Here is a 13,497-nt window from a genome sequence, read left to right as displayed (position 1 = left end):
GTAAGTTTAAAAATATACTTTTGCAGTATGGTTGAAGTTTATAGCGAAAAATACAATTACCTAAGTTCTTTTGTTCAGCAAAAAATTGAGAATTTTCAGCAAGAAGGAGAGAAATTAGGTAATGGAGATCGAAATGTAATTAAGTTATTTCCTGTTGAAGGAGAAGACCTGGTGCTTAATATCAAATCTTTTAAGATTCCTAATTTAGTGAATCAAGTTGCTTATAAGCATTTTAGAAAAAGTAAAGCCAGAAGATCTTTTGAATATGCTCAAAAACTACAAGAGTTAGATTTAGGTACTCCAGATCCTATTGCTTATTTTGAATATCCTAGTGCTTCATTATTCAAAGAAAGCTTTTATGTAAGTGAACATTTAAAAGCAGATTATACATTTCGAGATTTAACGCATAACTTCGATATTCCAGATCACGAAGAAATATTGCGTGCATTTACTCGCTTTACTTTTCAGTTACACGAAAATCAAGTATTGTTTTTAGATCATTCACCGGGAAATACACTTATAAAAAAAGAGGAGGGAAATTATAAATTTTACTTAGTCGATCTTAACCGGATGGATTTTAAGCCGTTATCTTTTAAAGACAGAATTAAAAATTTTGCCAGGCTAACCGATAAACAGTCGATTATAGAAACGATGAGTGATGAATATGCGCAATGTTTAGGGGAAGATTATTTAAAAGTATATCAAATGATGTGGAGTGAAACGCAGCAATTTCAGCAAAAATTTCACAGGAAACGTAAAATCAAAAAAAAGATAAAATTCTGGAAAAAGTAAATCAACACTTTACTTTCGATCCCTTCTAAGCAACCAAACTTTTACGAAACGCATAAATACGGTATAGCTTTGTATGTAGCTAATGGTTAGTCCTACGACACCATCTCTAAAACCACCTTGAATAATATAATGCTTAAAAAAGCTCCACATTGGTTTAATTACAAAATGATAAGGGGTTAGTTTACCTACTTTTTTGTCATAATCACTCGCTTGCCACCATCCATAACGATTCATTTTTTCTAAATGTTTATCGATAGTGATATAGGTATTGTGATAGAATTTATGTTTTAGTTTCCCAACCTTACCCTTTGCTATAATTTCAGCATGTACTTTTTTGTCTTCGTATTTACAAAAATCTCTTTTAAATAGTCGAATAACTTTATCGTTTTTCCAACCACTATGGTTTACGGGTTTTCCCATAAAATGGTTTTTTCGGCCTATCCAATAAGCAACTGTATCGTCTGTAGGAGGGTTTTTGAGTATGCTTAGAATTTCTTCTCTTAATTCTGGAGTAACACGTTCATCGGCATCGATCAAAAGTATCCATTCGTGTTTCGCTTGGGGAATTGCCCAATTTTTTTGAGAGGAAGAATAATGATATTCACGTTGTATGACCTTATCTGCAAGTTCTACAGCTTTTTCGTAAGTCCCGTCACTGCTTAGACTGTCTACCACAAGAATCTCATCAGCAAAGTCTACTGAAGAAATTACTTCTTCGATATTATGAATTTCATTACCTGCAGGTATTAAAGCTGTAAGTTTTTTCAAAAGGTTTTATTTGTATATTTATAACAATTCAGCAATGCATAGCCTACAATATATAGATTAGCTCACTGTTGAAAAGTTGCGTCAAATTTCAAGTTTTTTTTAATTCTGAAAAAGAAATTCTCAAAAATAATTACTTTTGACTTTTAATTAGACTTATTTCTTAAAAAATTAAATGGAATCATTACCTAAAATTACTTTAATTGTTGCGACTTATAATGCCGTTGAATGGCTTGAAAAAGTGCTTTACGGTTACAGTGTTCAAAATTATAAAGACTTCGAGATTATAGTTGCAGACGATGGTTCTACAGAAGAAACTAAACATCTAATTGAAAAATTTAAAAAAGATTTTCCGGTTCCTATTACTCATCTTTGGCACGAAGATCAAGGCTATCGACGCCAAACTATATTAAATAATGCGATCGTAGCTGCAAAAAATGAATACATTGTTTTTACCGATGGTGATTGTATACCTAAAAATGATTTTCTAAAACGTCACGCGATTTATGCTGAAAAAGGACGTTTTTTGTCTGGAGGTTATTGTAAGTTGGATATGGAATTAAGTACGTTTATTCAAAAAGAACATATAATTTCAGGCGATTGTTTTGATGTAACTTGGCTTAAACAGAATGGTAATTTAGGTTCTTCTCAACAACGAAAATTAGCTAGCGGAGAGTTAGTTTCTAAACTTTTAGATACATTTACACCCTCAAATGCTTCGTTTAATAATTGTAATTCTTCCGCTTGGAAAGAAGACCTAATCGCTATAAACGGTTACGACGAGCGAATGCGTTACGGCGGTCCCGATCGTGAACTGGGAGAACGTTTAGAAAACCTTGGTGTAAAAGGTAAACAAATACGTCATCGAGCACTATGTTTACATTTAGATCACGCGAGAGGTTACAAAACTAAAGAATCTTTAGACGCAAATTTGGCTATTCGTAAAGAGACGAAACAAAAAAGAATCATCAAAACACCATTCGGGATCGAGAAATTATAAAACCTCCTTTAAGTAATTTTTCAATTTTTCTAGAAAATATTCGGCTTTAAAAAACTGGTAATACTTAGAAGCATCTTTTCTTATCTCTTTTAAACTCAATTCGCCGTAAGTTTCCGGTTGGTAATCTTCTAAGTGTACGCTGACATTTTTGGCATTTTCATAGAGGGCCCAAGCTGCCCGTTTAGTAAATGGTGCAAATATAGAAAAGGTAGGTATGTCTAAGGCTTTTGCCATATTCACCGCGCCACCTTCATTCCCGATAAAAGCTTTACAAAGAGAAGTTAATGCCATAAAATCTCGCAAACTTTTGCCGTAGATCGAAAGATGAATGCGTTTTTGAGTTTCCGGTTCACAGAGATTTACCAGTTTTTGAACAGTTGTAAGTTGTTTCGGAATATAATTGAATAACAATTCTGCATCCGTAGTTTCAACAATCGTATCTAAAACTTTGGCTAAATAGGGTAGCGGATAACTTTTTTCTTCTGAAGACCCCAAAACCCCGATCATTAATAAATCTTTGTCTGCTAAATTTTCTTGCTGAAGTATTTTTTTGGCGGAAGCTATTTCTGCTTCGGTTAAATAAATTTTTGGTTTTAATTCTTTAGCATAAGATTTATCTAGAGATTGTAGCAGATGCATCCTATTTTCAATCGCTAAACCTGCCTGAGTTTCTGCTTTTGCTTTATAGGTGTAAAGTTCATTGTAGGCTAACTTTGTATACCATTTTTGGTAACCAATTTTAAGTGCAGCTCCAGAAAATTTCCCAATAAGGGTACTTGCAGGTTTCGAATAAACATCGATCACAACATCGTAGTGCTCTTTTTTTATTTGCTGAAGAAATTGAAAAAACTTTGCGGTCGACTTTTCAACTTCTTTCGTGAAAACGACCATTTTATCAATGTAAGGGTGGTTTTCAATTACCGGAATGGTATGTTGGTTGACTAAAAAATGAACTTCAGCATTCGGATTTTTCTTTTTAATCGCTTCACATAAAATCGAAGAGGTAAGCACATCACCAATCATTTTCTGCTGGATAATCAAGTATTTAGCATGAGTTAAAGTCAGTTTGGAAGTATTCATAAGCAAAAAATGAAAATCATAAAAATAAAAAAACCTTCTCACTAGCGAGAAGGTTTTAAAGATAATATTCTAAAGTTTAAACCGCTACATCATATTCTCTAAGCGCGTCGTTTAAAGAAGTTTTTTTGTTCGTACTTTCTTTACGTTTTCCGATAATTAAAGCACAAGGAACGTTAAATTCTCCTGCCGGAAATTTCTTGGTATAAGAACCAGGGATCACTACCGAACGTGCCGGTACTACACCTTTCATTTCAACAGGCTCATCGCTGGTTACATCAATAATTTTGGTAGAAGCCGTTAATACTACATTGGCACCTAAAACAGCTTCTTTTTCTACACGAACACCTTCAACCACAATACTTCTAGAACCTAAAAATGCATTGTCTTCGATAATTACGGGAGAAGCTTGTAAAGGCTCTAAAACCCCACCAATACCAACACCACCAGAAAGGTGAACGTTTTTACCGATTTGGGCACAACTTCCTACCGTTGCCCAAGTATCGACCATGGTTCCTTCATCTACGTAAGCACCAATATTTACATAACTTGGCATCATAATTACACCGCTAGAAATATAAGCGCCGTGTCTTGCTACTGCGTTTGGTACGACACGAATCCCTTTTTCTTTATAGCCGGTTTTTAAAGGCATTTTATCGTGGTATTCAAAAATTCCTGCTTCTAAGGTTTCCATTTTCTGGATCGGAAAATATAACACCACGCCTTTTTTTACCCATTCGTTTACTTGCCAGCCGTCTGCAGTAGGCTCTGCCGTACGTAATTCTCCGGCATCGATCAAATTAATTACTTGTCGAATGGCTTGTTGGGTTTTATCTTCTTTTAAAAGTTCTCGGTTATCCCAAGCTTCTAAAATTGTATTTTTTAAGTCTTCCATTGGTAAAATTTTGCGCAAATATAAGGCTTCCTTTTCAAAAGCAAAGTATCGGTTTAAATACTTGATTGTTCTTATAGATGCTGAATTATTTCAACCCTAAACGCATTATCAACTTGTATTTTAGGGTAAAACCTGTAGATGTGTTACCTTTGCCAAAAAATTGAATATGGCTAGAATTTTGGCCCTAGATTTCGGAACTAAACGTACTGGTGTTGCAGTAACCGACGAGTTAAAGATGATCGCTTCAGGTTTAACCACGGTAGAAACACCTAAGCTTATTTCTTTTTTAGAAGATTATTTTTCTAAAGAAAAAGTAGAATTGGTGTTGGTAGGTGAACCCAAACAACGCGACGGTGCGGCTTCACAAAGTGAAGAATTTATTCAGGAGTTTTTAAAAAAGTTTGCTGAAAAATTTCCGCAGATGAAGGTAGAACGTGTCGATGAACGTTTTACGTCTAAAATGGCCGTACAAACCATGATCGATAGCGGACTCAAAAAAAAGCAACGCCGCAATAAAGCTTTAGTAGACGAAATTAGTGCCACGATTATTTTACAGTCGTATTTATATTGATAATTTATTAATTAATATTGATTATTACTGAATTGAATAGTGAAATATTAAAAAATAGAACTAAAAAATTCGCTCATCAGTGTGTGAAGTATTCACTCGATTTACCATCGTCGGTTTTAGGAATTCATATCAAAAGACAATTAACAAGGTGTTCAACCTCTGTCGCAGCTAATTATAGAGCGGCTTGCTTATCTCAATCAAAAAGAGGTTTCGTTTCAAAATTAAGTATTGTAATTGAAGAATCAGATGAATGTATCTTTTGGTTAGAATTTGCTTTGGATGAAAATTTACCCAATAAAAATTTGGATCAACTTATAAAAGAAGCTAAAGAATTAACCTCTATTTTTATAGCTTCAAGAAAAACGATTCAGAAAAATTTAAAATAATCAGTACAAAATATAAAATTTAAAAATGATATTACCAGTTGTCGCTTACGGAGATCCCGTGTTAAAGAAAAAAGCCAAAGAGATCCCGCAAGATTATCCTAAGCTTAACGAGCTTATCGAAAATATGTTCGAAACCATGTATGCAGCTTACGGGGTTGGTATTGCTGCTCCGCAAATTGGTTTACCAATTCGGTTATTTGTGATCGATGCGGCACCTTTTGCAGAAGATGAAGACTTGAGCGCAGAAGATCAAGCACAATTAAAGTCATTAAAGAAAGCCTTTATCAATCCAACCATTGTAGAAGAAGTAGGAGATGAGTGGGCATTTAACGAAGGCTGTTTAAGTATTCCCGATGTGCGTGAAGACGTGTTTAGAAGACCAGAAATCACCATCGAATATTACGATCAAGACTTTAATAAACATACCGAAACTTACGATGGTTTGGCGGCAAGAGTAATTCAGCACGAGTATGATCATATAGAAGGTATTTTATTTACCGATAAACTGTCAACCTTAAAGAAACGTCTCATTAAGAGTAAATTACAAAAAATAAGCAAAGGCGACATTCGTGTAGATTACAGAATGCGCTTTCCTAATGCAAAAAAAGCACGCTAATCTTTTTGTAAATAAACCAAGAGATTAGATATTTGCGACCTTTAAAAAAATTAAAACATGAGTTTAGAAAAAGTATTAGCTATTTCAGGAAAACCGGGATTGTATGAATTAAAAGCGCAAACCCGTGGTGGTTTTGTGGCAGAATCGTTAGCAGATGGCAAAAAAATATCGGTAAACGTGCGCCATAATGTGAGCATGCTTAGTGAAATTGCAATGTATACTTATACAGAAGAAGTTCCTTTAAGAGCGGTTTTTGAAAAAATTGCAGAAAAGGAAGATGGTAAAGAAGCCATTAGCCACAAAGAATCTAAAGCAAAATTAGAAGAATATTTCAAAGAAATTTTACCGGAATACGATGAAGATCGCGTGTATGCAAGCGATATTAAAAAAGTATTTCAGTGGTATAACATTTTGGTAAACGCAGGAATCACCGATTTCTCTGAACCGGAAGCTGAAGCTAAAGAAGAAACTTCTTCAGAAGAAGAATAAATTTTTTTACTATTTCAAAACAGGAAGCCTTGTAATGATTTGCAAGGTTTTTTTTATGGCAAGCCCTAACGGGCCGGGCTATTCGTTATATCTTTTTTGATTGTCACTTCGAGCGGAGTCGAGAAGCTTTTATAAACAAAAAAGGATGCCGCTGCTATTCCTCTTGCAAACTCCTTACTGCTTTAAAAAATGCCGTTATCTTGAAGCCGTTTTAAGTTAAAATTAAAAATTCCTTCCCTAAAACTAGGGAAGGTGGCATTCCGAAGGAATGACGGAAGGGTAATACTAAAATCTCACCACTCAACTCTACTCAATAAATTGTACTTTTAAACTTCCAAATTTTTCAAAAAATGAATACTAGAAAAGACCAACTACAAGCTTTTGACCGTTTACTCACGATCATGGATGAACTTCGCGAACATTGTCCTTGGGATCGCAAACAAACTATGGAAACCCTTCGACACTTAACCATCGAAGAAACCTATGAGCTTGGAGATGCTATTTTAGATAACGATCTCGAAGAAGTGAAGAAAGAACTGGGTGATGTATTGTTGCACATTGTTTTCTATTCAAAAATCGGAAGCGAGAAAAAAAGCTTCGATATTGCCGATGTTGCCAATAGTATTTGTGAGAAACTCATTTCTCGCCACCCGCATATTTACGGAGATGTGGAAGTAGAAAATGAAGAAGATGTCAAGAAAAACTGGGAAAACCTAAAACTTAAAGAAGGCAAAAAAAGTGTATTAGAAGGTGTACCACGCTCGTTGCCGGCTTTGGTAAAAGCCAGTAGAATTCAAGATAAAGTAGCCGGAGTTGGTTTTGATTGGGAAGAGCCACAACAGGTGTTTGAAAAAGTAAAAGAAGAATTAGAAGAACTTCAGGAAGAAGTGAACCAACAAAATCAAGATTTGATCGAAGCAGAATTTGGCGATGTCTTATTCTCGATGATCAATTATGCTAGATTTCTCAACATCAATCCTGAAAATGCTTTAGAACGTACCAATAAAAAATTCATTAAACGCTTTCAGTATTTAGAAGAAAAAGCCAAAGAAAATAAGAAATCGTTAAAAGAAATGACCTTAGAAGAAATGGACGTCTTTTGGGAAGAAGCGAAAAAGGCTTAACTAGAAATTGAAGTTGAAAATGAAATCGAAACTGAAGTTGAAGTCGAAGCTGATTCTTTTTCTTCATTCCGGATCTGATCCCGAATCGCATCACTCTAACTTTTAATGCCTCGAAGTTCTTTTTTGTTAATTTGAAACTGTATTAAATATAAAGCACTACCCAGCAATGGTAAAAATATAGCTAGAAGACTCCAAATGACTTTCATGTGCTGTTTCTCATATTTTAAGGCTAGATAAATCGCATTTATAGTCATTGCTGCATATAAAATTAACAATCCTGTACGAGTATGGGCATCGATTAATATCATGTATAAATTGTTTATAGATTCAAATATATAAAACAAAAAGGGCAACTAAAAAGAATATGAAACTGAATTTGAAGTTGAAGCTGACTCGTTTTCGTCATCCCGGATTTGATGCGGCATCACGTCTTGCGAAGTATAAAAAATAACTTTTGAAAAGTTTGAATGTAAAAGCTTTGCATTGAATTCAAAACATAAAACTTTCCTAATACCTAATACCTAATACCTAATACCTAATACCTAATTCCTAGCCTAGTTGTTCAGCAATAAAAACAATTGCAAAAATCCATCCGGTGTAAAGTAAAGTATAGCCTAAGGCAAAAGCAATCGACTTGAAGAAGTGTCCCTGAGTAATTTTAGCTTTGCTAAATACCAATTTTAAAGCTCGAAAGAAAACCCAATACAACATTGCAAGAATCACGAAGATCGATAACCATAAAACAGCTTCAAGAAAAACGAGGAAGATCACGAAAGCGATGGTGAGTAAAATCCAAGAAACAATAGAGAAGAGTAAACCTTCAATACCGTCGCCGACATCAACACTAGAAACCGAATTTTTACCCACCGGGAGATCAATCATCTCGCCGGACTTAAATTTTTTAAACTTCGGAAAATTATTCACCAAACCAATTCCTTTAAAAAGTCCGTAGGTTATAAATACGAATAGTACGATCGCAATGATCGATAAGGAAATGAGCAGGTTATCATTTACACTTCTCTGGTAATGAATGCCAGTAAAATAAACGGTAAGCGAAGTAACGGCGATCACTATAGCAGAAACAACAAAAACAGATTTTCCTTTTAAATAGGTTTTAGAGGCTTTCATAAGTTTCCGAGTTGATTGATTAATTCGCGATTCACAACATGTTTTCCTTCAAACGGAACGATTTTTAAAGCTTCTCCGAACATTTCTTTGGCGCGACGGGTTTCTTCATTAAGTCGTTTTTCGGTTAAATATTCGTCTTCGGTGCCGTACCACACTTCAACCTGAGTTGTGGTTAAAAAATCAAAGTCTTGCGGACTCAATTCTTTCGGGATCCCGCCGGAATGGATCACCAAGGTATCCACATTTAATTTTCGAGAAGCCAACCAACGCATCGCTACCGAAACGCCTTGCGAATAGCCAAGCAAAATCAATCGTTTATCTTCAGGTATTTCTTCCGAAGCAAAAACCGCATCTAAGTAATTCAACACATTTTCAGTTTCTTGTTTTGTTTCTTCACGCGTAAGCCAACTGGCTCCTACGTGCTTAAAATCTGATTTTTGATAATATTTAGAAGGTGCTTGCGGAGCGATAATATAATTCTCATCGGCATCCAATCCGTTAAAATATTGAATAAAATACCGACTTAAAAAACCGAGTCCGTGGCAGCAAAACCAAACGTTTTTAGTTGCTGAAGTCAATTTATTTCTAGTAGAATAAGAATTGGTGGTCGTGTATGAAACTTTTTTTTCTTCGGTCGCCATGTAGTTGCTATTTTGTATTTTTACTCGATCATCGAGATTTAGATATTTTTCGAAACTAAATATTTAATTTCAATTATGTAATAAGATTTTATAGAGATATTAAAAAATGAAATATTCTAAAGAAGAAATACTAGCCGGTTGTGCAAAAATGTGCAAAAACACTTTAATGGAAACCTTAGAGATAGAATTTATCGATGTTGGTAAAGATTTTCTGGTGTCAAAAATGCCGGTGACTCCAAAAGTACACCAACCCGATGGCGTATTGCACGGTGGTGCGATGGTAGCACTCGCAGAAAGTGTGGGGAGTGCGGCCAGTTTTATCTTTTTAGACGGAGAGCATTTCTATATTCGCGGTATCGAAATTTCTGCTAATCACGTAAAAAGTATCGCCAGCGGAGAGGTGTTTGCGCGTGCCGAATTTATACACAAAGGCAAAACCACACAGGTTTGGGATATTAAAATTCGAGATGTCGAAGACAACTTAATTTCTGCCGTAAAATTAACCACCATTGCCCTACCCAAGAAAAAGTAACTGTGGAATTAAGAGAATATAATAAGTAAAGCTGCGTCATTCTGAATTTAATTCAGAATCTTATCCTGCTAGATAATAATCTAAGTGAGAACCTGAAACTAAAGTTTCATTGAGAATTAAAAAAGTTCAGATTATCGTAAGAAACAGTTGACAAGCATCTTATAGTTGAAATGTATTTCAAATTTAAAAAATCCAAATGACCCTACCTATATATTTTCAAAAATTAGAACAACAACTCGAAGCACAATTACCTTTTGTGGCTTATCGTCATCCCAATAGTGATGAGCTTCACTTGCAACTTCAGCAGGACGCTAAATTAGAATATTTAGAAAACTTTCAGCAAGAAGGTTTTGTATTCGCTCCGTTTGATGATCAACAGAACACCATTTTTTTTGATCGAAAAAAAGCTGAATTTTCGAAGCTGAATTATGCTGCGGAAGAGCTAATTTCGGAAAAAACAACTTCTACGACCACTTTCGAAACCACGCTTCAGCAAAAAAACTTTCATGAAAATTTAGTGGAAAAAGGAGTTGAAGCCATTAAAAATTCAGCATTAGAAAAAGTCGTACTTTCCAGAAAACAAGTTTTAGTGGTAAAAACACAACCCATCGAATATTTTAAGCGATTACTGAAAAATTATCCGACGGCTTTTGTGTATTGTTGGTACCATCCGCAGGTAGGCTTATGGTTGGCAGCCACACCGGAAACCTTAGTGAAAACGCAAAATAATCGTTTTAAAACGATGGCATTAGCGGGAACACAGGTTTTTGAAGGAACTACCGATGTTTCTTGGGGCGAAAAAGAAAAAGAAGAGCAAGCCATTGTTACCCGAACTATCGAGAATGCATTAACAACTATTGAAGGGATCGAGCGTTTGCAAATTTCAGAAGTGCATACCCATCGCGCAGGAAATGTAGTCCATTTAAAAACTGATATTAGCGGAGTTTTTCTAAAAGATAGTTTAGCTGAAATTGTGACCAGTTTGCACCCAACACCGGCGGTTTGTGGTTTGCCTAAACAAATGGCGAAAGAATTCATTTTAAAAGAAGAAGCTTACGATCGTACGTTTTATTCAGGCTATGTGGGAGAATTGAATATCCAGGTAGAAAAACCTCGAAATCCTCGAAAGCGAAATGTAGAAAATTCAGCTTTTAACTTAATCGAGCGACAATCTAATTTATACGTGAATTTACGTTGTATGCAACTCCTAGAAAACAAAGCGATGCTCTACATTGGCGGCGGAATCACAATAGATTCGAACCCAAATGCCGAGTGGGAAGAAACACTTAGAAAAGCAGAAACGATGCAGAAAGTTCTTTAAGTTAGAAGTTAAAGATGAGGTTTGAGCTTTTTATTAAATAGGTTGTCACACTGAGCGGAGTCGAAGTGTTATTTCATGATCATATGATCCGTATTTTTTTTCAAAGTAGGATGAGATTCCGGATCAAGTCCGGAATGACGAGAATAATCATGATTATACTATAGAAATTTGAAAATCTTTCAAGTTGATGAAAGGTATTGAGGTTTCATAGGTAAACGTAATTTCTTTAGTTTTTGTTTTAAAATCCATAATTCAAACAAAGTTTTTGCTTGAAGCAAACCATACAAAAACTTATAAACGCACAGATAAATTAACGAATAAGCCGTATTTTTGTAGGAGAAAATTCTATAAAAACAATGCAATACTCCAGCATACCGCTTGCCCAATCGATTACCTTATTATGTTTGTCTAAAGGAATAAAACACGTTGTGATCTCTCCGGGTTCACGCAATGCACCTTTAACGATCAGTTTTTCCAATCATCCAGAGATGGAAGCCTATAGTATTGTCGATGAACGTTCGGCGGCATTTTTTGCCTTGGGGTTAGCGCAGCAATTGCAAGAGCCGGTGGCTTTATGTTGTTCTTCCGGGAGTGCGTTGTTAAATTATTATCCGGCCATTGCCGAAGCTTTTTATAGCGATGTGCCCTTGGTGGTAATTTCTGCCGATCGTCCTGTAGAGCGTATCGATATTGGTGATGGGCAAACTATTCGACAAAAAAACGTCTATCAAAATCATATTTTATATTCCGCTAATTTGTACTCAGAATTAGTTTTGGAAGAAGCAGTACCCATTGACCCTAAGCTTAAACAAAAGCTTTTTGAAGCGCAAAAACATAACGAACGTGAAATTAATTTAGCCTTAAATACGGCGATCGAGCAAAATGGTCCCGTGCATATCAACGCTCCGTTTTACGAGCCTTTATATCATTTAGTTGAAAAGCCAACGGTAAATCCGTTAACCATAGAACCGATTCGAGAACCAAAAACGACCTCAGAAAAAGCATTACAATCTTATGCTGAAATGTGGAATAAGGCAAAGCGGAAATTGGTTTTAGTGGGAGTAAATAAACCCAATGCCGTAGAGCAAAAGTTTTTAGATGAATTGGCAGAAGATCCTTCTGTATTGGTATTTACAGAAACAACTTCTAATTTACACCACGAGAAATTCATTACGAGAATCGATAAAATTATCGCTCCGATTGAAGCTTCAGCATCTCGAGAAGAAGAATTTGAACAATTGCAACCGGATATTTTATTGACTTTTGGCGGACTCATTATCTCCAAAAAGGTAAAAGCTTTTTTACGCACTTATCAACCCCAACAACATTGGCATGTCGATGCAAAGAAAGCTTTCGATACTTTTTTCTGTTTGAATAAACATTTGGATGTGAGTGCGAATGAGTTTTTTAGCAAGTTTCTTCCTTCAACGCAGCCTGTTGAAAGTGATTATCGAGATAAATGGTTACAAGTAAATGCGCAACGCGATGTGCATCACGATAAATATATGGAAGAAATTCCGTTTTGTGATCTACAAGCTTTTCGTCAGGTATTACAGCAAATGCCCGAGCAACAGGTGGTTCATCTCTCTAATAGTAGTGTGGTGAGGTATGCGCAATTATTTCGACTGTATCCAAGTTTACAGGTGTATTGTAACCGCGGAACAAGCGGAATTGATGGCAGTTCTTCAACAGCCGTAGGCGCTGCGGTAAAAGCAAAATTTCCTACGACGTTAATTACGGGAGATGTAAGTTTCTTTTATGATAGCAATGCGTTGTGGAATAATTATATTCCGAAGAGTTTCAGAATTATTATCATCAATAACCAAGGCGGCGGAATTTTTAGAATTTTACCCGGAGCTAAAGAAACCGAGCATTTTTCAACCTTTTTTGAAACTACGCATAATTTGAGAGCAAATCATTTAGCTGAAATGTATGGTTTTACTTACCAAGCAGCCACCGATAAAGCTAGTTTAAAAGAAGAATTGATTCAGTTTTATGCGGAAGGCGATCAACCTAAAATTTTAGAAATTTTTACACCTCGAGAAGAAAACGATCAATACTTAAAAAATTACTTCAAAGTATTACTACCGAAAGATTAAAAGCTATAACGACGTCACCTTGAACTTGATTCAAGGTTTCATCAAATAAGTTTAATTTTTA

General features: G+C 35.4%; 16 protein-coding genes. 10 read left to right on the top strand and 6 right to left on the bottom strand.

The genetic code is table 11. From position 1 onward, the window contains the following. Positions 1-27: 27 nt before the first annotated feature. Positions 28-792, top strand: a complete 765-nt coding sequence (locus G551_RS0105300; protein WP_027884574.1) for a lipopolysaccharide kinase InaA family protein — start codon at positions 28-30, stop codon at positions 790-792. A 9-nt stretch (positions 793-801) separates the two neighbouring features. On the opposite strand, the gene G551_RS0105295 is transcribed toward G551_RS0105300, so the two are convergent. Continuing rightward, a complete protein-coding gene (locus G551_RS0105295) occupies positions 802-1,560 on the bottom strand; it encodes a glycosyltransferase family 2 protein (RefSeq protein WP_027884573.1) in 759 nt (252 codons plus the stop codon). A 172-nt stretch (positions 1,561-1,732) separates the two neighbouring features. Here G551_RS0105295 and G551_RS0105290 point away from each other — a divergent pair, with 172 nt between their 5' ends. Further along, the gene (locus G551_RS0105290; protein WP_027884572.1) at positions 1,733-2,557 is read left to right on the top strand and encodes a glycosyltransferase family 2 protein; all 825 of its coding nucleotides are present in this window, start codon (positions 1,733-1,735) and stop codon (positions 2,555-2,557) included. Here G551_RS0105290 and G551_RS0105285 read toward each other — a convergent pair. Together G551_RS0105285 and G551_RS0105280 are read right to left on the bottom strand one after the other, a co-directional pair. Further along, positions 2,552-3,637 (bottom strand): glycosyltransferase family 9 protein, encoded by a 1,086-nt coding sequence (locus G551_RS0105285; protein ID WP_027884571.1) that lies wholly within the window; start codon positions 3,635-3,637, stop codon positions 2,552-2,554. The genes G551_RS0105290 and G551_RS0105285 overlap by 6 nt on opposite strands. Positions 3,638-3,713: 76 nt before the next feature. Then, positions 3,714-4,529 carry a 2,3,4,5-tetrahydropyridine-2,6-dicarboxylate N-succinyltransferase gene (locus G551_RS0105280; RefSeq protein WP_027884570.1) on the bottom strand — a complete coding sequence of 272 codons (816 nt, stop codon included), beginning with the start codon at positions 4,527-4,529 and terminating at the stop codon, positions 3,714-3,716. A gap of 166 nt (positions 4,530-4,695) precedes the next feature. Between G551_RS0105280 and ruvX the strand changes: the two genes are divergently transcribed. The 5 genes from ruvX (at position 4,696) to mazG (ending at position 7,715) form a co-directional block, all read left to right on the top strand. Further along, the gene (gene ruvX, locus G551_RS0105275) at positions 4,696-5,100 is read left to right on the top strand and encodes a Holliday junction resolvase RuvX (protein ID WP_027884569.1); all 405 of its coding nucleotides are present in this window, start codon (positions 4,696-4,698) and stop codon (positions 5,098-5,100) included. 17 nt (positions 5,101-5,117) lie between these two features. After that, positions 5,118-5,486 carry a four helix bundle protein gene (locus tag G551_RS0105270; RefSeq protein ID WP_169558809.1) on the top strand — a complete coding sequence of 123 codons (369 nt, stop codon included), beginning with the start codon at positions 5,118-5,120 and terminating at the stop codon, positions 5,484-5,486. 25 nt (positions 5,487-5,511) lie between these two features. Then, positions 5,512-6,102 (top strand): peptide deformylase, encoded by a 591-nt coding sequence (gene def, locus G551_RS0105265; protein WP_027884567.1) that lies wholly within the window; start codon positions 5,512-5,514, stop codon positions 6,100-6,102. A 57-nt stretch (positions 6,103-6,159) separates the two neighbouring features. Next, positions 6,160-6,591: a DUF5606 family protein gene (locus G551_RS0105260; RefSeq protein ID WP_027884566.1), complete on the top strand. Its 432-nt coding sequence runs from the start codon at positions 6,160-6,162 to the stop codon at positions 6,589-6,591. Positions 6,592-6,941: 350 nt separating this feature from the next. Continuing rightward, positions 6,942-7,715: a nucleoside triphosphate pyrophosphohydrolase gene (mazG, locus tag G551_RS0105255; RefSeq protein WP_027884565.1), complete on the top strand. Its 774-nt coding sequence runs from the start codon at positions 6,942-6,944 to the stop codon at positions 7,713-7,715. Positions 7,716-7,810: 95 nt separating this feature from the next. Here the strand turns inward: mazG and G551_RS0105250 are convergent, their stop codons facing one another. The 3 genes from G551_RS0105250 to G551_RS0105240 all read right to left on the bottom strand — a co-directional run bounded on the left by G551_RS0105250 (position 7,811) and on the right by G551_RS0105240 (position 9,484). Next, positions 7,811-8,023, bottom strand: coding sequence for a PLDc N-terminal domain-containing protein (locus G551_RS0105250; protein WP_027884564.1), 213 nt, complete (start codon positions 8,021-8,023; stop codon positions 7,811-7,813). 241 nt (positions 8,024-8,264) lie between these two features. Beyond that, positions 8,265-8,843: a hypothetical protein gene (locus tag G551_RS0105245; RefSeq protein ID WP_027884563.1), complete on the bottom strand. Its 579-nt coding sequence runs from the start codon at positions 8,841-8,843 to the stop codon at positions 8,265-8,267. After that, on the bottom strand, positions 8,840-9,484 hold the full coding sequence (locus tag G551_RS0105240; protein ID WP_027884562.1) for an alpha/beta hydrolase: 645 nt from the start codon (positions 9,482-9,484) through the stop codon (positions 8,840-8,842). The genes G551_RS0105245 and G551_RS0105240 overlap by 4 nt, the downstream gene beginning before the upstream one ends. A 106-nt stretch (positions 9,485-9,590) precedes the next feature. On the opposite strand from G551_RS0105240, the gene G551_RS0105235 reads away from it, so the two are divergent. From G551_RS0105235 to menD, 3 genes are all read left to right on the top strand, one after another. Next, on the top strand, positions 9,591-10,016 hold the full coding sequence (locus G551_RS0105235; protein WP_027884561.1) for a PaaI family thioesterase: 426 nt from the start codon (positions 9,591-9,593) through the stop codon (positions 10,014-10,016). A 196-nt stretch (positions 10,017-10,212) separates the two neighbouring features. Then, positions 10,213-11,337, top strand: a complete 1,125-nt coding sequence (locus G551_RS0105230) for a chorismate-binding protein (protein ID WP_027884560.1) — start codon at positions 10,213-10,215, stop codon at positions 11,335-11,337. A gap of 356 nt (positions 11,338-11,693) precedes the next feature. Then, positions 11,694-13,436 (top strand): 2-succinyl-5-enolpyruvyl-6-hydroxy-3-cyclohexene-1-carboxylic-acid synthase, encoded by a 1,743-nt coding sequence (gene menD / locus G551_RS0105220; protein WP_027884559.1) that lies wholly within the window; start codon positions 11,694-11,696, stop codon positions 13,434-13,436. The last annotated feature ends 61 nt before the right edge of the window (positions 13,437-13,497 follow it).

The organism is Mesonia mobilis DSM 19841, assembly GCF_000423405.1.
GTDB lineage: Bacteria > Bacteroidota > Bacteroidia > Flavobacteriales > Flavobacteriaceae > Mesonia > Mesonia mobilis.
The sequence above is the reverse complement of the archived record's forward strand: the minus strand, read 5'-3'. Positions and strand labels throughout refer to the sequence as shown.

What these genes read in the sequence shown, in the direction of transcription:
- G551_RS0105300 (WP_027884574.1), top strand. Translation starts at nt 28, where the DNA reads ATGGTTGAAGTTTATAGCGAAAAATACAATTACCTAAGTTCTTTTGTT.
- G551_RS0105290 (WP_027884572.1), top strand. Translation starts at nt 1,733, where the DNA reads ATGGAATCATTACCTAAAATTACTTTAATTGTTGCGACTTATAATGCC.
- G551_RS0105285 (WP_027884571.1), bottom strand. Translation starts at nt 3,637, where the DNA reads ATGAATACTTCCAAACTGACTTTAACTCATGCTAAATACTTGATTATC.
- G551_RS0105280 (WP_027884570.1), bottom strand. Translation starts at nt 4,529, where the DNA reads ATGGAAGACTTAAAAAATACAATTTTAGAAGCTTGGGATAACCGAGAA.
- ruvX (WP_027884569.1), top strand. Translation starts at nt 4,696, where the DNA reads ATGGCTAGAATTTTGGCCCTAGATTTCGGAACTAAACGTACTGGTGTT.
- def (WP_027884567.1), top strand. Translation starts at nt 5,512, where the DNA reads ATGATATTACCAGTTGTCGCTTACGGAGATCCCGTGTTAAAGAAAAAA.
- G551_RS0105260 (WP_027884566.1), top strand. Translation starts at nt 6,160, where the DNA reads ATGAGTTTAGAAAAAGTATTAGCTATTTCAGGAAAACCGGGATTGTAT.
- mazG (WP_027884565.1), top strand. Translation starts at nt 6,942, where the DNA reads ATGAATACTAGAAAAGACCAACTACAAGCTTTTGACCGTTTACTCACG.
- G551_RS0105250 (WP_027884564.1), bottom strand. Translation starts at nt 8,023, where the DNA reads ATGATATTAATCGATGCCCATACTCGTACAGGATTGTTAATTTTATAT.
- G551_RS0105245 (WP_027884563.1), bottom strand. Translation starts at nt 8,843, where the DNA reads ATGAAAGCCTCTAAAACCTATTTAAAAGGAAAATCTGTTTTTGTTGTT.
- G551_RS0105240 (WP_027884562.1), bottom strand. Translation starts at nt 9,484, where the DNA reads ATGGCGACCGAAGAAAAAAAAGTTTCATACACGACCACCAATTCTTAT.
- G551_RS0105235 (WP_027884561.1), top strand. Translation starts at nt 9,591, where the DNA reads ATGAAATATTCTAAAGAAGAAATACTAGCCGGTTGTGCAAAAATGTGC.
- G551_RS0105230 (WP_027884560.1), top strand. Translation starts at nt 10,213, where the DNA reads ATGACCCTACCTATATATTTTCAAAAATTAGAACAACAACTCGAAGCA.
- menD (WP_027884559.1), top strand. Translation starts at nt 11,694, where the DNA reads ATGCAATACTCCAGCATACCGCTTGCCCAATCGATTACCTTATTATGT.